Here is a 20,812-nt window from a genome sequence, read left to right as displayed (position 1 = left end):
ACCGGACTATTCGGCCTGACGCTGTGCGCCGTCCGAACCGACGGCCTGTCCGCCCGCGAGTGAAGCGGTGGACACCCGGCGGCTGCGGCCGCGACCCTGGCCCGGCTGCTTCGGCTCGGGGAGCGCGTCGAGGACTGACTCGAGCAGGTGCTCGGGGTCCGCGACGGCCGCGCGACGCGGCTTGTCGGCGACCGGTGCGATCGGGAGGTCGAGCAAGGCCAGCGCCGGGGACGCGGATTCGCTCGGCGCCTCGGTGGGGCGTTCCTCCGAAGCACCCCGGCGGGACCCGTCACCGCCGCGACGGCGCGGTTCGCGCTTCTCGCGCCGGCTCCGACGACCGTCGTGCGACCCGGACTGATCCTCCGGTGACGTCGTGGACTCGTCCGCAACCGGCTCCTCGGAACCCTGCGCCTCGGTGTGCTGCGGCTGCGTGTGCTGCGCCTCGGCCACGACGGCGTCGGCCACGGCCTCGGCGGCGGCGAGCTCCTCGTGGTGCAGCGTGCGCGCCGCGATCAGGGCGAGCGCGTTCTTCGCGTCGTCGGTGATCCCGTGCGTCTGTCCGGCCGGCTTCTGCTGGGCGCTCTGGCCGTTCGAGGACGGCTGTCCGCCCTGGGACCCGCCCTTACCGCGCCGGCGCTGCTGCTCCGGCTGCGGCGTCTGGCGGTGCTTCACGACGGGGTCGTGGTGCACGACCACGCCGCGTCCGGCGCAGACCTCGCAGGGCTCGCTGAACGTCTCGAGCAGGCCGAGGCCGAGCTTCTTACGCGTCATCTGCACGAGACCGAGCGAGGTGACCTCGGCGACCTGGTGCTTCGTGCGGTCGCGGCTGAGGCACTCCACGAGGCGGCGCAGCACGAGGTCGCGGTTCGACTCGAGCACCATGTCGATGAAGTCGACGACGATGATCCCGCCGATGTCGCGCAGCCGCAGCTGACGCACGACCTCCTCAGCGGCCTCGAGGTTGTTCTTGGTGACCGTCTCCTCGAGGTTGCCGCCGGAACCGACGAACTTCCCCGTGTTGACGTCGACGACCGTCATGGCCTCGGTGCGATCGATCACGAGGGATCCGCCGGACGGCAGCCAGACCTTGCGGTCGAGCGCCTTCTCGATCTGCTCGGCGATGCGGTAGTCGACGAAGGAGTCGCCCGTGCCGTCATACGGCTCGACACGCTCGAGCAGGTCGGGGGCGACGCCTCGCAGGTAGCTCTGGATGTCCTGCAGCGCGTCCGAGCCCTGGATGACGAGCTTGTGGAAGTCCTCGTTGAAGACGTCGCGGATGATCTTGATGAGCAGGTCGGGCTCGCTGTGTAGCAGTGCCGGCGACTGGACCGTCTCGATCTGACGGGAGATCTCCGACCACTGCGACTTCAGCCGCGTGACGTCGAGCGTGAGCTGCTCCTCGGTCGCGCCCTCGGCGGCCGTGCGGACGATGACGCCGACGTTCTCCGGAAGGACCTCCTTGAGGATCTTCTTCAGGCGGGCGCGCTCCGTGTCGGGCAGCTTGCGCGAGATGCCGTTCATCGAACCGTTCGGCACGTAGACCAGGTACCGACCGGGGAGCGAGACCTGACTCGTCAGGCGCGCACCCTTGTGTCCGACCGGGTCCTTCGTGACCTGGACGAGGACCTTGTCGCCGCCCTTGAGCGCGAGCTCGATCCGGCGGGGCTGGTTGCCCGTCTCCACGGAGTCCCAGTCGACCTCGCCGGAGTAGAGCACCGCGTTGCGTCCGCGACCGATGTCGACGAACGCCGCCTCCATGCTGGGCAGGACGTTCTGCACGCGGCCGAGGTAGACGTTGCCGATGAGCGACGCCTCCTGGCTCCTGGCGACGTAGTGCTCCACGAGCACGCCGTCCTCCAGCACGCCGATCTGCGTCTTGCCGTTCTTGGAGCGGACGACCATGACACGGTCGACCGATTCGCGGCGGGCGAGGAACTCGGCCTCGGTGACGACCGGACGACGACGACCGGCGTCGCGTCCGTCACGGCGACGCTGCTTCTTGGCCTCGAGTCTCGTCGAGCCGCGCACCTTCTGCGGTTCGGTGATGAGTTCCGGCTCACGCGGCGTGCGGACCTTGACCACGTTGCGGGTGTCGGGGCGCGAGTCGCCACCCCGCTCGCCCTGCTCCGGTCCGTCCTCGCCGGCACGACGACGCGTGCGACGCCTCGACGAGCTGAGCTCCGCCTCGAGCGGTTCGTCGTCGCGGTGGACGATCGGTGGCAGGTCGGGCGCCTGGAACAGCAGCATGGTGGTCGGTGGACGCACCGGTGCGGCAGGTGTCGACTGCTCGTCGGGCCCGGTCGCCTGGGCGTCCGTCTCGGTGCTGGTCGACTCGTCCGCCGTCTCGGGCGTCGCGAGGTGCTGGTCGGTCGGTTCGTGCTCGGTCCCCGGCGTGGCCGGATCCTCGGTGTGCTCTTTCACCATTCCTGGTGTACTCCCCTATGCCGGGTCGGTGGCCGCGCCACCCTCCGGTTCTTCGTCTCGTGCGTGCGGCCGCGGGTGCAGCCGTTCGCAAATCCTGTGTGATCGCTGGCTCTCGGAGCTCTCACGATCGTGCCGGCACGTGCCGGCGGGTCCTGGGCTCTCATTGCCCAACAAGCCTGTTGTGTCGTGCGGTCGAGCGCGGCTCGAGCACCACCCCACGATTATCGCACGAACAGGGCCGACGGTCCTGAGTACGGACCACCCGGGCATGTCCCGCGGCCGTCCAGGCGGGCGTGCGAGAATCAGGGCGTGTCAACTCCGGTCATCGACGTGCGCCCCAGGGGCCTCGCCATCTTCCTCATCGTCGCAGGTGTCATCGGGTGGATCGCGGCGTTCGCGCTCACCCTCGACAAGTTCCAGCTCCTGCAGGATCCGAACGCCCAGCTCGGCTGCAACCTGAGCATCCTCGTGCAGTGCGGGGTCAACCTGAACTCCTGGCAGGGTGCCATCCTCGGGTTCCCGAACCCGATCATCGGCCTCGCCGCCTGGATCGCCCCGATCGCCGTCGGCGTCGCGGTCCTCGCCGGTGCGCAGTTCGCGCGGTGGTTCTGGATCGCGTTCAACATCGGGTTCCTCGGTGCGCTGGGATTCGTCATCTGGCTGATCTCACAGAGCATCTTCGTCCTCGGCACGCTGTGCCCGTGGTGCATGGTCACCTGGTCGGTGACGATCCCCTCGTTCATCGCGGTGACCTCGTTCACCCTGCGGAACGGCATCATCCCGGCATCCCCCGCCGTCCGCCGCATCGCCGGGGTCGTGTCCTCATGGATCGTGGTGGTGACGCTCGGGTGCTACCTCGTGGTGGCGGTCATCGCCCAGCTCCGCCTCGACGTCCTGTCCTACCTGTAGCCGGTGGCGGCCCGAACGGCCGCCGGACGCGCACGACGAAGCCCGCCCCCGGAATCGGAGGCGGGCTTCGTCGTGCGGAGTCGGTGCGTCAGGCGAACCAGAGCGCGAGCTCGCGGGAGGCGGACTCGGGGCTGTCCGAACCGTGGACGAGGTTCTGCTGGACCTTGAGGCCCCAGTCGCGGCCGAAGTCGCCGCGGATGGTCCCGGGCGCGGCGGTGGTCGGGTCGGTCGTGCCGGCGAGCGAGCGGAAGCCCTCGATGACGCGGTTACCGGCGACGCGGATCGCGACGACGGGACCGCTCAGCATGAACTCGACGAGGGGCTCGTAGAACGGCTTGCCCTCGTGCTCGGCGTAGTGGGCGGCCAGCAGCTCGCGGTCCGGCTCGACCATGCGCAGGTCCACGAGCGAATAGCCCTTCGCCTCGATCCGACGGAGGATCTCGCCGGTCAGGTTGCGTGCGACGCCGTCAGGCTTCACGAGTACCAGGGTTTCTTCAACAGCCACGGTCAATCCTTCGCTTCTCGGTAGAGCGCCTGCTGACGCTCGATCTTGTCGCCTTGGACCATCGCATAGGTCCAGACGGCTGCGGCCATCCCGCCGACGAGGAACATCATCGGCACGAGCAGGCCGGTAGCCACGATAGCGGCTTGCACCGCCCAGCCCAGCCAATACCCCCAGCGGAATCGCAGGAGCGGGATCGTCGCGACGATGATCAGACACAGCACCGCTCCGCCGATCAACGCGACCGGGGCCGGGAGGGCCTTCAGCCCGAAGATGACGAGCGCGCCGAGGAACATGACGATCATCTCGAAGCCGAGGATGATCGATCCGAGGGTCTGCTTGATGCTCCGTGGAGCCCGGCTCCGTGCCATGCCGCTCATGCGGTCGCCTTCCATTCCCGGTCGTCGGCGACCTCGATCGCCTCGCCCACGAGGGTGATCGAGCCGGTGATCACGACCAGCCGGCGCGGGGCCTCCTCAGCCCAGCGCCGTGCGTCCTCCGCGGCCTCGTCGAGGGTGTCGGCGAAGGTCGACGCCGGCAGGTCGAGCGACGCGGCGAGGCGCGAGAGCTCCTCGGCGGGGATCGCCCGCTCCGACTCCGACTGGGTGAAGAAGAAGCCGGATGCGGCGGGCGCCAGGGTCGTCAGGATGCCGGCGGCGTCCTTGTCCTGGAGGATGCCGACCACGAAGGCGATCTCGTCGACGTCGAAGTAGCTGCCGAGTGCGGCGACCAGGGACGCGGCACCGTGCGGGTTGTGCGCAGCGTCGACGAGCACGGTCGGCTCGGTGCCGATGAGCTGCAGACGTCCCGGGGAGGCGACCTCGGTGAGGCCCTCCGCGAGGACGTCCTCCGCGATCGGCTGGGTCGCTCCGCCGAGGAACGCCTCGACCGCGGCGATCGCGAGCGTCGCGTTCCGTCCCTGGTGGTCACCGTAGAGCGGGAGGTACAGCTCCGGGTAGGTGCCGGCGCGCCCTCGGACGGTGATGAGCTGTCCGCCCACCGCCACGGCGTCCTGCACGAGGGCGAACTCCTCACCTTCGAACACGGCCGGGTCGTCGACCGCCGCGGCGGCGTCGACGATCGCCTGACGCGCGTCGGGGTGCTGCGCGGCCGAGACCACCTGCGCACCGGGCTTGATGATCCCGGCCTTGGTGCGCGCGATCTCGGCGATCGTCTTGCCGAGCCGCTGCACGTGGTCGAGGTCGATCGGAGTGAAGACGGCGACCTCGGCATCGGCGGCGTTGGTCGAGTCCCAGGCACCGCCCATACCCACCTCGACGACGGCGACGTCGACGGGGGCGTCGCCGAAGCAGGCGAATCCCAGGACGGTGAGCGCCTCGAAGAAGGTCAGCGCGGGCTCACCGGCCGCCGTGAGCTCGGCGTCGACCATCGCCAGATACGGCTTGATGTCGTCCCAGTTCCTGGCGACGGCCTCGTCCGAGATCCGCTCGCCGTCGATCCCGATGCGCTCGGTGAACCGGACGAGGTGCGGACTCGTGAAGAGACCGGTGCGGAGCCCGTGGGCGCGGAGGATGCTCTCGATCATGCGCGCCGTGCTCGTCTTGCCGTTCGTTCCGGCGATCTGGATGATCGCGAAGGACGACTCCGGGTTGCCGAGGAGCTCGAGCGCCCGCTTGGTGGCACCGAGACGCGGCTGCGGCTGGGCCTCCCCCAGTCGTTCCAGGAGCTCGCGGTACACGGCGTCGGCGGCATCGGCCGCGGACGACTCGTCTCCGGGGATCAGGTCATCGGACATCGGCGGTCTCCTCTGCACGCGCGAGGGTCACCGTGAAGGCTCCGGCGTTGCCGAACTTCCCGGCCGCGAACGACTGGGCGAAGCCAGACGCTCCAGCCTGGCCCTCGTCGTCGGACCAGGTCAGGGACGTCGCCAGGGTGTCGCCGGCGAGGTCGACCACGTCGAGGGCACTGCGCACCGCGCGTTCGTCGGCGTCGTCCTCGAATCGGAGCTGCAGCCGGATCCGGTCACTCACCTGCAGGTCCGCCGCCTTCCGGGTGTCCTGGACGGCACGGATGACGTCGCGGGCGAGTCCCTCCGCCTCGAGCTCGGGCGTCAGCGTGGTCTCGAGCAGGGCGAAGCCACCCGATGGCAGGAGCGCGAGCGCAACGCCACCGGCGGCGCCCGACGAGGCCTCCATGACGAGCTCGTACTCGCCGTCGACGAGCTCGATGCCGCCGGCCGTGACCGTGCCGTCGACCTCGGACCAGTCGCCGCTCCGAGCGCCCGTGATCGCCTGTTGCACCGTCTTGCCGAGGCGCGGACCCGCCGCGCGGGCGTTGATCGAGAGGCGCGAGGTGACGCCGAACTCGGTGCCGCTGGTGTCGGTCAACTCGGCGAAGGAGACGGCCTTGAGGTTGAGCTCTTCGCGGAGGATCGCCTCGAACGGCGCGAGCGACGCGGGGTCGGGCGTGACCACGGTGAGCGAGGCGAGCGGCAACCGCACACGGAGACCCGCCTGCTTGCGGAGGGCGAGGGTGACGCCGGAGACCTCGCGGACCCGGTCCATCGCCTCGACGAGCGCAGTGTCCTCCGGGAACGCCTCGGGCTCCGGCCAGTCGGTGAGGTGCACGCTGCGCTCGCCCGTCAGGCCGGTCCAGATCTGCTCCGTGATGAGCGGCAGGAGCGGAGCGGCGACCCGGCAGTACGTCTCGAGGACGGTGTAGAGCGTGTCGAAGGCGTCGCGGTCGAAGACGCCACCGTCGGTCGACCAGAAGCGGTCGCGGGAGCGACGCACGTACCAGTTGGTCAGGACGTCCGCGAAGTCCCGCAGCGAGGCCGCTGCGAGGGTCGCGTCGAACGCCTCGAGGTGGTCGGTCACCGTGACGACGAGTTCACGCGTCTTGGCGAGGATGTAGCGGTCGAGGACGTCGGTGGAGTCCGTGCGCCACACGGCGTCGTAGCCACCAGGCACCGCCGTGTTGGCGTACAGCGAGAAGAAGTACCAGGTGTTCCACAACGGCAGCATCACCTGACGGACGCCCTCACGGATGCCCTCCTCCGTCACGACCAGGTTGCCGCCGCGCAGCACCGAGCTCGACATCAGGAACCAGCGCATGGCGTCGGAACCGTCGCGGTCGAAGACCTCGTTGACGTCCGGGTAGTTCCGCAGCGACTTCGACATCTTCTGACCGTCGCTGCCGAGGACGATGCCGTGGCTCACGACGCTGGTGAACGCCGGGCGGTCGAACAGCGCGGTCGACAGCACGTGCAGGAGGTAGAACCACCCACGCGTCTGGCCGATGTACTCGACGATGAAGTCCGCGGGGCTGTGCGAGTCGAACCACTCGCGGTTCTCGAACGGGTAGTGCACCTGGGCGAACGGCATCGATCCGGAGTCGAACCAGACGTCGAGGACGTCGGTGATGCGGCGCATCGTCGACCGGCCGGTCGGGTCGTCGGGGTTCGGCCGCGTGAGCTCGTCGATGTACGGTCGGTGCAGATCGGTCGGGCGCACGCCGAAGTCGGCCTCGAGCTCGTCCAGCGAGCCGTACACGTCGATGCGCGGGTAAGCCGGGTCGTCGCTCTTCCACACGGGGATCGGCGAGCCCCAGTACCGGTTGCGGCTGATCGACCAGTCGCGCGCACCTGCGAGCCACTTGCCGAACTGTCCGTCCTTCACGTTCTCCGGCACCCAGGTGATCTCCTGGTTGAGCTCCTCCATGCGGTCGCGGAACTCGGGCACGCGGACGAACCAGCTCGACACCGCCTTGTAGATGAGCGGCTGCTTGCAGCGCCAGCAGTGCGGGTAGGAGTGCTCGTAGCTCGCCTGACGCAGGAGGCGGCCCTGCGCCTTCAACAGCTGGGTGAGCGGCTTGTTGGCGTCGAAGACCTGGAGACCGGCGACGTCGGACACCTCGGGGAGGAACTTCCCGCCGTCGTCGACGGAGACGATCACCGGGATGCCGGCGGCCTCGCACACCTTCTGGTCCTCTTCACCGTAGGCGGGGGCCTGGTGCACGATGCCGGTGCCGTCCTCGGTCGACACGTAGTCGGCGACGAGGATGCGCCAGGCCTGCTCCATGCCCCACTCGGCGTCGGCGTAGTAGTCCCAGAGGCGGTCGTAGGAGACGCCTTCGAGCTCGCGCCCGACGACCGTCCGGGAGACGGCGGCCTGCGCCTCGGCCGCGGAGTCGTAGCCCAGGTCCTTCGCGTAGTTGCCGAGCAGCGCCGAGGCGATGAGGTACTCGCCGCCGAGCACCTCGGTGTCGGCGTGGGAGGAGCCCTCCTCGCGGAGCACCGTGGCGTCAGGGGTGCCGTTCGGACCGGCCGGGACGACCGCGTACTCGATGTCGGGCCCGACGGCGAGCGCGGCGTTCGTCGGCAGGGTCCAGGGCGTGGTCGTCCAGGCGAGCGCGCGGACGGCGGTCAGTCCGAGGCTCTCTGCCTTCGGGCCGACCAGCGGGAAGGTGACCGTGACGGTCTGGTCCTGGCGGGAGCGGTAGACGTCGTCGTCCATCCGCAGCTCGTGGTTGGACAGCGGCGTCTGGTCGCGCCAGCAGTAGGGCAGCACCCGGTAGCCCTCGTAGGCGAGGCCCTTGTCGTGGAGCTGCTTGAAGGCCCAGATGACCGACTCCATGTAGGTCACGTCGAGGGTCTTGTAGTCGTGCTCGAAGTCGACCCAGCGCGCCTGGCGCGTCACGTAGTCCTGCCATTCCTCCGTGTAGCGGAGGACGGAGTCACGTGCGACCTGGTTGAAGGCGGCGAGCCCCATCTCGTCGATCTGTCGCTTGTCGGTGATGCCGAGCTGGCGCTCCGCCTCCAGCTCGGCGGGGAGACCGTGGGTGTCCCAGCCGAACCGGCGGTGCACCTGCTTGCCGCGCATCGTCTGGAACCGGGGGAAGAGGTCCTTGGCGTAACCCGTGAGGAGGTGACCGTAGTGCGGGAGGCCGTTCGCGAAAGGCGGGCCGTCGTAGAACACCCACTCCGGAGCGCCCTCGCGCTGGTCGATGGAGGCCTGGAAGGTGCCGTCGGCGGCCCAGCGGGCGAGCACACCCTCCTCGATCGAGGGGAAGCTGGGCGACGGCGTCACGCCGAACGCCGCGCCGTTCGACGCCGACTCGGCTGGGGTCGGTTCCTGGGACTTCGGGTAGCTCATCGTTCTCCTGGCAGGTCTCGTGGGTCCTGCGAGGACGCCGGCGTTGCCGACGCGGTACCACCCCGCTTGCCGCTCCACTGGAACGGCCGCTCTGCATCGGCTGTGACGGGCCTGACCCGCTCGGTTCTACTGGGCTCCCGCTGAGCGGTCACTGTTCTGCCGAGGACTCCCCGGTGATGGCCGGATCGATGTCGATGGTCCCATCGTACAGCCTGCGGAGCGGCTCCGAGGAGGGTCTGCTACGAGGACCTCGGCCCATCGATCCGCGCGAGGGCACGGCCGTACCCGTCCACCACCGGTGCGATCGCGCGCTGGAGGTAGTCGCCGAGCTCCCCCCGGCCGACACCTGCGGCCGCCCAGGCCCCGGCGCCGGCGACGATCGCGCCGGCGAGCGCCGCTGCGGCGGACCGGATCGTCAGCTCGTCGGCGCGGACGGCGAGGCGGGCGAGCGACACCCGGAGCACGGCTTGGAGACGTAGCAGACGTTCGAGACCCGACGCCTGGAGCTCCCAGGCGGTGTCCATCAGCTCGATCTGCGTGAGCGCCCAGGGCACGGCTCCGTTCGAGCGCTCCTCGGCGATGCCCAGGAGGGCTGCTTGCAGTGACGGCATGGCGTCGGCGACATCCGTCGCGGGGGTGTCCCCACCTGCGGCGAGCGCCCGTTCGAGTCCGGCGAGCGCGGCGTCGACGTCGACCCAGAGGACGTCGCTCTTGGAGCCGAAGTAGTTGAAGAAGGTGTTGCGGCTGACGCCGGCGCGGCTCGCGATCTGATCGACGGTGGTGCCGGGGTACCCCTGTTCGAGGAAGAGTTCGGCGGCCGCCTCCTCGAGGACGCGTCGGGAGGATCGTCGGGGTCTGCCGACGGCGTTCCGTGCCGGTGGTCGTGCCATGTGGGCTCCTTCCGCCGCCTGTGAGCCTAGCCGTCGTGCGAGGGGTCGGGGCGTGGTGCCGAGGCTCTATGCTGGTTCTGAGACGGCGTCCAATAATTCGTCCGACGCCGCCACCGGGCCCTCAGCACCCGGTCGATCGCCTTCTGGAGTCCCTGTGCCCGCATCCCCCTCCCCTGCCCGTCGACGCCCTGCGTCCTCGCGTCGTCCGTTGCGCATCGCCGCGGCGCTCGTTCCGCTCGCGGTCCTGCTCGCGGCGTGTGCACCGGGGACGCCGGCCGCGTCGAGCACGCCGAAGGCCGGTGGGACGCTCGTCTACGCCAGCGGGGATGCCGAGCCCACGTGTCTCGATCCGCATGTCGGCGGGAACTACCCGCAGGCCCTGTTGAGCGCTCAGTTCCTCGAGCCGCTCGTGTCGCGAGACGCCAAGGGCGCGATCATCCCGTGGCTCGCCGAGTCCTGGACGACGTCGGAGGACGGTCTGACCTGGGAGTTCACGCTGCGGTCGGACGTGACGTTCACCGACGGCACACCGTTCGACGCGGCAGCGGTCAAGGCGAACATCGAGCACCTGCAGGACCCGGCGACGAAGTCGTCCACGGGCTACCTCGCGGTGGGCAAGGTCGCGTCGGTCGAGGCGGTCGACGCCACGACGGCCCGGTTCACGCTCTCCGCTCCGGACAGCGCGCTCCTGGAGTCGTTGTCGCAGCCGTGGACGGCGATGGAGTCCCCGACGGGTATCGCCCGCGGTGAAGCGGCGAACTGCGATGCGCCGGTCGGTACCGGACCGTTCGTCGTCGACGAGTGGGTGAAGCAGGACCACGTCTCGCTCGTCCGGAACGACGCCTACGACTCGGCACCGAGCGATGCCGCCAACGACGGGCCGGCGTACCTCGACGGCATCACGTGGCGCTTCATCCCCGACTCCGCGTCGCGCTTCGCGGCACTCCAGAGCGGCGACGTCGACATCATCGACAACGCGCAGCCCGACACGATCGCGCAGGCGAAGGACTCGAAGACGATCGTCGACCTGGACGCACCGCGCCCCGGCGCCTCGAACCGGATCGAGCTGAACGCGGGACAGGCGCCGTTCGACGACCAGCGCGTGCGGGAGGCGTTCGTGCGGTCGACGGACGTGAACGCCGGCATCGAGTCGCTGTTCTTCGGCACGGCGAAGCGTTCCTACTCCCCGCTGTCGAGCGCGGAGGCGACCGCCTACTCCGACGAGAGCCTGTTCGGGTACGACCTCGATGCGGCGAACAAGCTCCTGGACGAGGCCGGCTGGACCGAGAAGGACGAGGACGGCGTGCGGACGAAGGACGGCGTCCGGCTGACCGTACGGTTCCCCGTCAGCACGAACCAGTCGATCCCGGCCGAGCAGTCGCTCTTCGAGCAGATCCAGGCCGGAGCCGGTGACGCCGGCTTCGACGTGCAGCTCGAGCTGCTCGACCTCTCGAGCTGGTACGAGGCTCTCGGCTCCAACGCCTACGAGGCCGTCAGCGCCCCGTACACGAAGGTGGGACCGGACGTGCTCCGCGTGCTCTACGACTCCTCGGGCATCGTCCCGGCGCCGAGCGGCTACTTCGCGAACCACGCCCAGCTGGACGACCCCGCGCTCGACGAGATCCTGAAGCAGGCGAGCGACACCCTCGATCCCGAGGAGCGGGCGTTCCTCTACGAGCAGGCGCAGCAGATCATCCTCGACGGCTACTACATCCTGCCGCTCTACGACCAGCAGAACCATTTCCTGCTGAGCACCTCACTGCAGGGCGTCCGCGCGCTGCCGACGGTGTCGACGCCGGTCTTCGGGGACGCCTGGCTCGTGGAGTGAGCTCCATCGGCCGCTCGGGACGCGACCTCCGCCGCCTGGCCGGGCGGATCGGGGCACGTCTGGCCGGTGCGGTGTTCGTGCTCTGGGCGGTCGCGACGGTCACCTTCTTCGCCGTCCGGCTGATCCCCGGCGACCCGGCGCAGGCTTATCTCGGCGGCCCCGGCTCCCAGGCGTCGGCTGAGGCGCTCGAGCGGGTGCGCGAACAGTACGGCCTGGACCAGCCGCTCCTCGTGCAGTACCTGGCGCAACTGGTCCGACTGGTCCAGGGGGATCTCGGCGAGTCGGCGTCCCTCCGCACGCCGGTGGCCCAGGTGCTCGCCGAGCAGCTCGGCGGCACGCTGATCCTGGCGACGGCGTCGCTCGCGGTCGCCTGGCTGCTCGCACTCGGCCTCGCGGTCTGGTCGACCCGTGGTGGGCGGGTCTCCGCCGCACTCGGATCGGCCGTCGAGCTCGTGGCGGCGTCACTCCCCCAGTTCTGGCTCGCGACCGTCCTCATCACGCTGTTCAGCACCTGGCTCGGATGGCTCCCTCCGGTGAGCACGGGTGATGCGTTCGGTCTCATCCTCCCGGTGCTGACCCTGGCGATCCCGGTCGCCGGGTTCCTGGCGCAGGTGATGCGGGAACCGCTGCTCGATGCGGGGAGTGCACCGTTCGCCGTCTCCGCGGCCGCGCGAGGTGAGTCGACGACCGGCCTGCTCCTCAGGCACGGCCTGCGTCATGCCGCCGTGCCCGCGGTCAACCTGTCGGGATGGGCCTTCGGGTACCTCATCAGCGGCGCGGTGGTGGTGGAGACCATCTTCGCCCGGCCTGGCCTCGGGCGGACGCTGCTCCAGGCGGTGACCGTCCGCGATGTCCCGGTGGTCACCGGCGTGGTGTTGAGCTCGGCGGTGGCCTACGTCGTCGTCATGTTCCTCGCGGATCTCGCTGCTGAGCTACTCGACCCACGCGACCGGATCCGGCGGTCCGGTTCATGAGCGGGCTCGCGATCACCCCGACATCCGGAAGCCCCGACGCCCGGGTCCGCCGCGGACGGCGCCGGTCGTCGGGATTCGGCGCACCCGAGTTCGTCGCGGCCGTGGTGGTGCTGTTCCTGCTCGGCTGTGCGCTCGCCCCCCAGCTGTTCGCGACGGCGTCGCCGACGGCGGTCGACCCGCGGGCCGCGTTCTCGCCGCCCTCCCTCTCGCACTGGTTCGGGACGGACGAGTCCGGCCGCGACGTCTGGAGCCGGGTCGTGCACGGTGCGGGGACCTCGCTGCTCATCGGCGTCGCCGCGACGGCCATCGGACTGCTCCTCGGAGCAGTCCTCGCGACGATCGCCGCAGTCGGCGGCCGGATCGCGGACTTCGCCGTGGGACGCGTCCTCGAGGTGCTCTTCGCGTTCCCCGGCCTGTTGCTCGCGCTGCTCGTGATCGTCATCGCGGGGCCCGGTCCCGTCACGGCGACGATCGCGGTCGGCCTGTCGACGGCGCCGGGATACGCGCGGCTCATCCGCGGTCAACTGCTCCAGGTCCGCTCCTCCGACTTCGTCGAGGCCGCGCGAGTGCTCGGGCACGGGCCCGCCCGGATCCTGTTCCGACACATCCTCCCGAACGCCGTCGCCCCGCTGTTCGTCCTCGCGACCCTCGGCATCGGACAGGCGGTCGTCTGGGCCTCCGCCCTGAGCTACCTCGGGCTCGGGGCGCAACCACCCGCCCCGGAATGGGGTGCCATGCTCGCCGCAGCACGAACCTACCTCGCGACGGCGTGGTGGCTCACGGCGTTCCCCGGTCTGATGATCGTCGCGACCGCCCTGTCCACCACGGTCCTCGGACGGGGTCTCCAGCGCCGATCACGGGAGGACGGCCGATGAGCGACTCCACTCCCCTGCTCCAGGTGGAAGCACTGACGGTCGGATTCGGCAGCGGGGACGCCGTCGTCTCCGACGTCTCCTTCCAGGTCGAGCGCGGCACCTGCGTCGCGATCGTCGGCGAGTCGGGCTCCGGCAAGAGCGTGACCGCCAGATCGCTCCTCGGCCTCGCCGGCCCATCGGCGCGGGTGACGGCCGCTCGACTCGACTTCGGCGGCACCGACCTCCGCGGACTCGGAGCATCGGCCTGGCGACGCCTGCGCGGGCGTCGCATCGGACTCGTCCTCCAGGACGCGCTCGTGTCGCTCGACCCCCTGCGGCCGATCGGGCGCGAGATCGACGACGCACTCCGACTCGGTACCGACCTCGACCGGACCGCACGCACCCGGCGGGTGCTCGAACTCCTCGAATCCGTCGGCATGCCCGACCCGGCTTCCCGCATCGGCCAACGTTCCGGTGAACTCTCCGGCGGGCTCCGTCAGCGCGCGCTCATCGCTTCAGCGATCGCACTAGACCCCGACCTCCTCATCGCCGACGAACCGACGACCGCGCTCGACGTCACCGTCCAAGCACGTGTCATCGGCCTCCTCGACGACGTCAAGCGGCGCGGGGCGGGTCTCCTCCTGATCAGCCACGACCTCGCCGTCGTCTCGTCGATCGCCGACCACCTCGTCGTGATGCAGCACGGTGTCGTCGTCGAGCAGGGGCCGGCCGAGCAGGTGCTGACCAGGCCGACACACCCGTACACCCGAGCCCTCATCGCCGCGGTCCCCACCGACCGCGCTCGAGGAACGCGCCTGAGCGCAGACCCGGCGGTCGACGCGGCACCGGTGGCCGAACAGCCGGCGACGGGCACCCGTCTGACGACGCAAACCGGATCGGACGCACCCGCGCTCGAGTTCCGATCCGTCACGCGGAGCTTCGAGCGCGGCCGCGGCGCCTCGGCGATCCTCGCGGTCGACGACGTCTCACTCCGCCTGGAACCGGGGACGACCCTGGGTGTGGTCGGCGAGTCCGGTTCGGGCAAGACCACCCTCGCCCGCATCGCACTCGGCCTGACCGCGCCACAGTCGGGAACCGTGCTCCTCGAGGGCGAATCATGGTCGGAGCTCCCTGAGCGAGCACGTCGTCCACGACGGAACCGTCTGGGCTGGGTCTCGCAGGATCCGCTGAGTTCGTTCGATCCACGCTGGCGCGTCGACGCCATCCTCGCCGACGCCGTTCGTGGACGCGAAGCCGCACCTCGTGACATCACCCGTCTCCTCGCGGACGTCGGCCTCGATCCCTCGCTGGCTCGCGCGCGCCCGCGAACGCTCTCCGGCGGGCAGCGGCAACGGGTGGCGATCGCCCGGGCCCTCGCGAGTCGACCGTCGACGCTCATCCTCGACGAACCCGTCTCCGCGCTCGACGTCACCGTCCAAGCCAGGATCCTGGACCTCCTCGACGACCTGCAGCGACGCCACGGCCTGAGCTACCTGCTGATCTCCCACGACCTCGGCGTCATCCGGCACATGAGCGACTGGGTCGCCGTGATGCAGCACGGGCGGGTGGTCGAGCATGGCGACGCCGAGCAGGTGTTCACCGCCCCGGCCCACCCCTACACCGCCCGACTCGCAGCCGACGCTCCGCGCCTCATCGCGCCCGGCGCGGCATCAGGGCGCGACGGCGCCTGACTCCGGCGTCGGGATCCGGTCCAGCACCGCCTGGACGACGGGCGCGAGGGTCTCGGCGTACACCCAGCTCAGGTGGTGGTGATCGCGGTACGCGAGGACACCGCCGATCACCGGCGAGCACCGATCGGACGCGCACAGGGCGTCCGTGAGGTCCACGGGTCGGACCCGTGGGTCGATGCTCGCGAGGGCGGCCTCGTACTGCGGATCCTCCGTGAGCGCGTCGCTCCGGTCCCGCGCGCACCCGTCCGACGGATCAGCATCGTCGCGGACGCACTCCAGCACGTCGTCCGACATCGTCGGGGTGTCACGCAGGACGACGATCTGCTCGATCGTCGATGGCACGAGCGCCCAGCGCTCCGCATAGGCTTCCGCAGCCACCTCCCGCCAGTCGCGGTCCCCCTCGGCGACGACCGGGTTCCGGGCGCGCGCCGAGACGACGAGCGTGTCGATCTCCGGTTCGTCCTGCAGCAGCTCGAGGGCGTCGCGGTTCCAGCTCAGGCACCCGGCGCGCATCTCGGCGAGCACCGCCGCGCTCGTCCCGGGCTCCGTGCGCTCGGCGTCGCTGAACAGGCAGGAGCTCTTCGCCGCGACGAGGAGCCGCCACCCGTTCGTCTCGGCAGCCGTCGCGAACGCCGGCAACCACTGCTCGGCGTGGGAGTCCCCGATGAGCGCCACCGTCCTCGTCGCCTGCTCCGCGCTGGCGCCGTAGGCGCAGACCTCGAACGCGGCAGCTCGGATGTCGGTGATGCAGCGGTCCGGCGGCAGGTCGGCGAGCGACGCGTCGGGAACGACGACCCCGCGGGTCTCATCCCCGGGAGACGCCGAGGGACCGTCGCGCGAGGTCTCGCCACCGGAGACTTCACTGCCGTCCGATGACGCTCCATCGTCACGCGGACACGCTGCAGCATCGACGAGCTCCGCGGCACCGAGGCAGTTCGACGGGGTCGCGACCAGGGTCTCGATGCGCTGCTGTTCGGCCGCGATGCGCGCCTCGGCACCGGGGAGCACCCCGATCGAGGTGGCCAACAGGACGCTCATCGCGAGGGCGGTCGCGCCGATGACCCGTCGTGGCCGCCAACCGGCGATCCGCCCGAACCGGATCGGGCGCTCCACGAACCGCGTCGTCACCTCCGCCAGGACGCCGGTGATGACGAGGAGGATGAGCTGCTCGGGGACGGTGGCCGACCGAGCGAGCACGATCCCGCCGAACACGATGAGGGGCCAGTGCCACAGATAGACGGCGTAGGAGCGGTCGCCGAGCCACTGGATCGGCGCCCGGGCGAGCAGCGCGGTCGGCGACCGCCGGACGTCCGGGGCCCAGGCCGCCATCACGGCGATCGTCCCGCCCACCGGCAGCGCCGCGGACAACGCAGGGAAGGGCGTCTCCCCCGAATACCAGACGGCAGCCGCCCCGATCGCGGCGAAGCCGAGCCAGGCGACGACCGTGCGCCCACCCGCCCGCAGCGCCCAGCCGCGCCGGGCCCCCTCGGCCACCAGGATCGCCGTCAGTCCCCCGGCGGCGAACTCCCAGGCCCTCGTCGTCGTGGCGAAGTAGGCCGGAGACGGGTCCTGCGCGGTGAAGACGACCGACCAGGCGGCCGACGCGATGCAGACGAGTCCGATCGCGATCGCGACGCCCCGACGCCGCGCCGTCGTCTCAGCCGCGCGTCGGGCGAACCGGACGGCGAGCCAGCCGGCGACGAGGACCAGGATCGGCCAGACGAGGTAGAACTGCTCCTCGACCGACAGCGACCAGAAGTGCTGCACGGGTGACGGAGCGTCCTCCGCCGCGAGGTAGTCGATCGCGGATCCGGCGAGCGCCCAGTTCTCGATGTACAGGCCCGACCACGCGATCTCGCGCAGGAACCGGGGCAGGTCCCCGAGCGGTGCGAGGTACCAGCTCGCGACGAGGGTCGCGGTGAGGACGGTGAGCGCGGCGGGGAGCAGTCGGCGTGCGCGCCGGGCCCAGAACCGCCCGAGTCGGACCGAACCGGATCGCTCGACCTCGGCGAGGAGGTGCGCCGTGATGAGGAACCCGGAGATCGCGAAGAACACGTCGACGCCGACGAACCCGCCCGGCACGAGCCCCGGCCAGAGATGGAAGACCACGACGAGCGAGACCGCCACGGCGCGCAGGCCTTGGAGGTCGGCTCTGACGGCGCCGGAGGCGGCTCTGGTCGACACGGTCCGATGCTATCGGCGGAGGATCACGGTCTGCGGTCCGGTGCCCTCCCGGTCCCCTGCGATAGCATGGGATGTTCCCACACACTCAGGCACGCAGACACGGTGCCGCACATATCAGCAGGAGATCGACTCATGACCGCTGCCAGCATCCCGGACAAGCCGGCCCTCGAAGGTCTCGAGCAGAAGTGGGGCTCCTCCTGGGAGTCCGCGGGGACCTACCGGTTCGAGCGCGACGGCGCCACGCGAGAGTGCATCTACTCGATCGACACCCCGCCGCCGACCGCATCCGGCTCCCTGCACATCGGTCACGTCTTCAGCTACACGCACACCGACGTGATCGCCCGCTACCAGCGGATGACCGGCAAGCGCGTCTTCTACCCCATGGGCTGGGACGACAACGGCCTGCCGACCGAACGCCGCGTCCAGAACTACTACGGCGTCCGGTGCGACCCGACGCTCCCCTACGACGCCGATTTCACCCCGCCGTTCGAGGGTGGCGACAACAAGAGCACCAAGGCCGCCGACCAGATCCCGATCTCGCGTCGCAACTTCATCGAGCTGTGCGAGCGCCTCACCGTCGAGGACGAGCAGCAGTTCGAGGCCGTCTGGCGCGCACTCGGCCTCTCCGTGGACTGGACGCAGAGCTACCGCACCATCGGCGACGAGTCGATCACGGCGAGCCAGCTCGCGTTCCTGCGCAACCTGGACCGCGGCGAGGCCTACCAGGCCATGGCGCCGACCCTGTGGGACATCACCTTCCGCACGGCGGTCGCCCAGGCGGAGCTCGAGGACAAGGAGCAGCCGGGTACCTACCGCCGACTCTCCTTCCACCGCCCCGACGGCGGCACCATCGAGATCGAGACCACACGACCGGAGCTCCTCCCCGCCTGCGTCGCCCTCGTCGCCCACCCCGACGACGAGCGCTTCAAGCCGCTGTTCGGCACGACCGTGACCACGCCCGTGTTCGGCGTCGAGGTGCCCGTGCTCGCCCACCACCTCGCCCAGCCCGACAAGGGCGCCGGCATCGCGATGGTGTGCACCTTCGGCGACATCACCGACATCGTGTGGTGGCGCGAACTCGACCTCCCCAACCGCGCGATCCTCGGCTTCGACGGCCGCGTCATCTCCGAGGCCCCTGAGGCGATCACCTCCGAGGCCGGCCTCGAGGCGTACGCGCAGCTCGCCGGGAAGACCGTCTTCAGCGCCAAGCAGACCGTCGTCGACCTCCTCGCCGCCTCGGGCGACCTGATCGGCGAGCCGAAGCAGATCACCCACCCGGTGAAGTTCTTCGAGAAGGGCGACAAGCCGCTCGAGATCGTCTCGACCCGCCAGTGGTACATCCGCAACGGCGCCCGCGACGAACAGCTCCGCAGCCGCCTCCTCGAACTCGGCTCGGAGCTCGAGTGGCACCCCGACTTCATGCGCGTGCGCTACGAGAACTGGGTCGGTGGTCTGTCCGGCGACTGGCTGATCTCCCGCCAGCGCTTCTTCGGTGTGCCGATCCCCCTCTGGTACCCGCTCGACGCCGACGGCAACCCGGTCTACGACCAGCCGATCGCGCCAGACCACGCCGCTCTGCCCGTCGACCCGTCCAGCGATGCCGCACCCGGTTACGACGAGTCGCAGCGCGGCGTGCCCGGCGGGTTCATGGGCGAGGTCGACGTCATGGACACCTGGGCCACGTCGAGCCTCACCCCGCAGCTCGCCGGCGGCTGGGAGCGCGACCCCGAGCTCTGGGACCTCGTGTTCCCGTACTCGCTGCGCCCGCAGGGTCAGGACATCATCCGCACCTGGCTGTTCTCCACCATGCTCCGCAGCGTCCTCGAGTACGACCGGAAGCCGTGGGAGCACGCCTCCGTGTCCGGCTTCATCGTCGACCCCGACCGCAAGAAGATGTCGAAGTCGAAGGGCAACGTCGTCACGCCGGCGGCCATGCTCGAACAGCACGGTTCGGACGCCGTCCGGTACTGGGCTGCCTCGAGCCGTCTCGGTACCGACGCCGCGTTCGACCCGCAGAACCCGACGCAGATCAAGATCGGCCGACGCCTGGCGATCAAGGTGCTCAACGCCTCGAAGTTCATCCTCGGCTTCACCGGTCGTGAAGACGCCCCGGTGACGGAGGCCGTCGACCTCGCCATGCTGAGCGTCCTCCGCAAGACCGTCGCCGACGCCAGCAGTGCGCTGGCCGGTTACGACCACGCACGTGCACTCGAGCTCACCGAGGCGTTCTTCTGGACGTTCTGCGACGACTACCTCGAGCTCGTCAAGGAGCGGGCGTACGGCGAGGAGAGCCCTGAGCAGGCTTCGGCGGTGGCCGCGCTGCGGATCGCGCTCTCGACCCTGCTCCGCCTGTTCGCCCCGTTCATCCCGTTCGCGGCAGAGGAAGCCTGGTCCTGGACGCACGACGGCTCCGTGCACCGTGCCAGCTGGCCGACCGACGAGGAGTTCGCAGGACTCGCAGCGGGCGAACCGCAGGTGCTGCAGCTCGCGAGCGAGGCGCTCACGGGCATCCGGCGCGCGAAGACCGACGCCAAGGCGTCCCAGAAGACTCCGGTGGACTCCGCGGTCATCGCCGGACCCGCCGCATCGATCGAGCTGCTCGCGCTCGTCGCCGACGACCTCCGCGCCGTCGGACGCATCGAGTCCCTCGAGTTCCGCACCGCCGACGTCCTGTCGGTCGGCGACATCGTCTTCACGCCGGCGGCCGACGCCGAGGAGGCACGCGCATGAGCGTCACCATCCGTCCCGCCGTCGAGAGCGACCTGTTCGCCTGGCACGCGCTGTACTCCGGCTACGGGGAGTTCTACGGCAACCCCTTGACCGACGAGAAGGCCGTCCTCGTCTGGGGCTGGCTCAGCGACCCGACCCACCCGTTGACCGCGCTCGTCGCGGAGGACGCACAGGGCGCCCTCGTCGGGCTCGCGCACTATCGCGTGTTCCCCCGTGCCCTCGCCGGAGGGACCGGGCTCTACCTCGACGACCTGTTCGTCGCCGAGGACGCCCGCACCGGCGGGGTCGGGACCGCGCTGATCGAGCACGTCCGCGACCTCGCGAAAGCGGACGGCCACAGCGTCGTCCGGTGGATCACGGCCGCCGACAACGAGCGCGCCCAGGCCGTGTACGACAAGCTGGCGACCCGCACGAGCTGGGTCACCTACGACCTGGAGCCGTGATGCAACTCGGGACCCGCTGGGCGGTCGGTGCCGAGCCACCGGAGAACGTGCCGACGCCGGTGCAGACGGCCATCGCCGCTGAGGAGCAGGAATTGCTCGCGCAGGGTGTCGACACGTCCTCGTGGCGCTGGACCCTCACCTGGCTCGAACGCCGGCCCGTGGTCGAGCTCGACGACGGTACGACCATCCGTCAGCACGCGGACGGATCCGTCAGCCTCACCCGACCAGACGAGGACCACGACGACGACGAGGACTGAGCCTCCTCCCCG

The 20,812-nt window shown here is 70.3% G+C and carries 15 protein-coding genes; 8 read left to right on the top strand and 7 right to left on the bottom strand.

All coding sequences use genetic code 11. From position 1 onward, the window contains the following. Positions 1-6 precede the first annotated feature (6 nt). Positions 7-2,421, bottom strand: a complete 2,415-nt coding sequence (locus tag B9Y95_RS03970) for an Rne/Rng family ribonuclease (protein ID WP_234993954.1) — start codon at positions 2,419-2,421, stop codon at positions 7-9. A 312-nt stretch (positions 2,422-2,733) separates the two neighbouring features. Here B9Y95_RS03970 and B9Y95_RS03965 point away from each other — a divergent pair, with 312 nt between their 5' ends. After that, positions 2,734-3,333 carry a vitamin K epoxide reductase family protein gene (locus tag B9Y95_RS03965; protein ID WP_085510692.1) on the top strand — a complete coding sequence of 200 codons (600 nt, stop codon included), beginning with the start codon at positions 2,734-2,736 and terminating at the stop codon, positions 3,331-3,333. A gap of 88 nt (positions 3,334-3,421) precedes the next feature. On the opposite strand, the gene ndk is transcribed toward B9Y95_RS03965, so the two are convergent. From ndk to B9Y95_RS03940, 5 genes are all read right to left on the bottom strand, one after another. Continuing rightward, the gene (ndk, locus tag B9Y95_RS03960; protein ID WP_064295600.1) at positions 3,422-3,838 is read right to left on the bottom strand and encodes a nucleoside-diphosphate kinase; all 417 of its coding nucleotides are present in this window, start codon (positions 3,836-3,838) and stop codon (positions 3,422-3,424) included. 2 nt (positions 3,839-3,840) lie between these two features. Continuing rightward, a complete protein-coding gene (locus B9Y95_RS03955) occupies positions 3,841-4,215 on the bottom strand; it encodes a DUF4233 domain-containing protein (protein ID WP_064295611.1) in 375 nt (124 codons plus the stop codon). After that, the gene (locus tag B9Y95_RS03950) at positions 4,212-5,591 is read right to left on the bottom strand and encodes a bifunctional folylpolyglutamate synthase/dihydrofolate synthase (protein WP_085510691.1); all 1,380 of its coding nucleotides are present in this window, start codon (positions 5,589-5,591) and stop codon (positions 4,212-4,214) included. Before B9Y95_RS03950 ends, B9Y95_RS03955 begins: the two co-directional genes overlap by 4 nt. After that, on the bottom strand, positions 5,581-8,949 hold the full coding sequence (ileS, locus tag B9Y95_RS03945) for an isoleucine--tRNA ligase (protein WP_085510690.1): 3,369 nt from the start codon (positions 8,947-8,949) through the stop codon (positions 5,581-5,583). The genes B9Y95_RS03950 and ileS overlap by 11 nt, the downstream gene beginning before the upstream one ends. A 239-nt stretch (positions 8,950-9,188) precedes the next feature. Beyond that, on the bottom strand, positions 9,189-9,839 hold the full coding sequence (locus B9Y95_RS03940) for a TetR/AcrR family transcriptional regulator (protein WP_085510689.1): 651 nt from the start codon (positions 9,837-9,839) through the stop codon (positions 9,189-9,191). A gap of 208 nt (positions 9,840-10,047) precedes the next feature. On the opposite strand from B9Y95_RS03940, the gene B9Y95_RS03935 reads away from it, so the two are divergent. From B9Y95_RS03935 to B9Y95_RS03920, 4 genes are read left to right on the top strand one after another with little or no spacing between them, the layout of a single operon-like run. Beyond that, positions 10,048-11,667 (top strand): ABC transporter substrate-binding protein, encoded by a 1,620-nt coding sequence (locus B9Y95_RS03935; protein WP_234993953.1) that lies wholly within the window; start codon positions 10,048-10,050, stop codon positions 11,665-11,667. Further along, positions 11,664-12,641 (top strand): ABC transporter permease, encoded by a 978-nt coding sequence (locus B9Y95_RS03930; RefSeq protein WP_085510687.1) that lies wholly within the window; start codon positions 11,664-11,666, stop codon positions 12,639-12,641. Before B9Y95_RS03935 ends, B9Y95_RS03930 begins: the two co-directional genes overlap by 4 nt. Continuing rightward, positions 12,638-13,516, top strand: a complete 879-nt coding sequence (locus tag B9Y95_RS03925) for an ABC transporter permease (protein ID WP_085510686.1) — start codon at positions 12,638-12,640, stop codon at positions 13,514-13,516. Before B9Y95_RS03930 ends, B9Y95_RS03925 begins: the two co-directional genes overlap by 4 nt. Then, a complete protein-coding gene (locus tag B9Y95_RS03920; RefSeq protein ID WP_085510685.1) occupies positions 13,513-15,186 on the top strand; it encodes a dipeptide ABC transporter ATP-binding protein in 1,674 nt (557 codons plus the stop codon). The genes B9Y95_RS03925 and B9Y95_RS03920 overlap by 4 nt, the downstream gene beginning before the upstream one ends. Here the strand turns inward: B9Y95_RS03920 and B9Y95_RS03915 are convergent. Next, positions 15,166-17,370, bottom strand: coding sequence for an acyltransferase family protein (locus tag B9Y95_RS03915; RefSeq protein ID WP_085510684.1), 2,205 nt, complete (start codon positions 17,368-17,370; stop codon positions 15,166-15,168). The two genes, B9Y95_RS03920 and B9Y95_RS03915, sit on opposite strands and share 21 nt — an antisense overlap. A gap of 132 nt (positions 17,371-17,502) precedes the next feature. Between B9Y95_RS03915 and valS the strand changes: the two genes are divergently transcribed. The 3 genes from valS to B9Y95_RS03900 are packed head-to-tail and all read left to right on the top strand — an operon-like array spanning position 17,503 to position 20,800. Then, on the top strand, positions 17,503-20,100 hold the full coding sequence (gene valS, locus B9Y95_RS03910; RefSeq protein ID WP_085510683.1) for a valine--tRNA ligase: 2,598 nt from the start codon (positions 17,503-17,505) through the stop codon (positions 20,098-20,100). Continuing rightward, positions 20,097-20,543 (top strand): GNAT family N-acetyltransferase, encoded by a 447-nt coding sequence (locus tag B9Y95_RS03905; RefSeq protein WP_064295157.1) that lies wholly within the window; start codon positions 20,097-20,099, stop codon positions 20,541-20,543. The genes valS and B9Y95_RS03905 overlap by 4 nt, the downstream gene beginning before the upstream one ends. Continuing rightward, a complete protein-coding gene (locus tag B9Y95_RS03900) occupies positions 20,543-20,800 on the top strand; it encodes a hypothetical protein (protein WP_085510682.1) in 258 nt (85 codons plus the stop codon). Before B9Y95_RS03905 ends, B9Y95_RS03900 begins: the two co-directional genes overlap by 1 nt. The last annotated feature ends 12 nt before the right edge of the window (positions 20,801-20,812 follow it).

Origin of the sequence: Plantibacter flavus, from assembly GCF_900177615.1 — a bacterium.
GTDB classification, from domain to species: domain Bacteria; phylum Actinomycetota; class Actinomycetes; order Actinomycetales; family Microbacteriaceae; genus Plantibacter; species Plantibacter flavus.
This window is presented reverse-complemented; position numbering and strand designations above follow the sequence as displayed.

Coding starts and splice junctions, on each gene's coding strand:
- B9Y95_RS03955 (WP_064295611.1), bottom strand. CDS start 4,215: ATGAGCGGCATGGCACGGAGCCGGGCTCCACGGAGCATCAAGCAGACC.
- B9Y95_RS03950 (WP_085510691.1), bottom strand. CDS start 5,591: ATGTCCGATGACCTGATCCCCGGAGACGAGTCGTCCGCGGCCGATGCC.
- ileS (WP_085510690.1), bottom strand. CDS start 8,949: ATGAGCTACCCGAAGTCCCAGGAACCGACCCCAGCCGAGTCGGCGTCG.
- B9Y95_RS03940 (WP_085510689.1), bottom strand. CDS start 9,839: ATGGCACGACCACCGGCACGGAACGCCGTCGGCAGACCCCGACGATCC.
- B9Y95_RS03925 (WP_085510686.1), top strand. CDS start 12,638: ATGAGCGGGCTCGCGATCACCCCGACATCCGGAAGCCCCGACGCCCGG.
- B9Y95_RS03920 (WP_085510685.1), top strand. CDS start 13,513: ATGAGCGACTCCACTCCCCTGCTCCAGGTGGAAGCACTGACGGTCGGA.
- valS (WP_085510683.1), top strand. CDS start 17,503: ATGACCGCTGCCAGCATCCCGGACAAGCCGGCCCTCGAAGGTCTCGAG.
- B9Y95_RS03905 (WP_064295157.1), top strand. CDS start 20,097: ATGAGCGTCACCATCCGTCCCGCCGTCGAGAGCGACCTGTTCGCCTGG.
- B9Y95_RS03900 (WP_085510682.1), top strand. CDS start 20,543: ATGCAACTCGGGACCCGCTGGGCGGTCGGTGCCGAGCCACCGGAGAAC.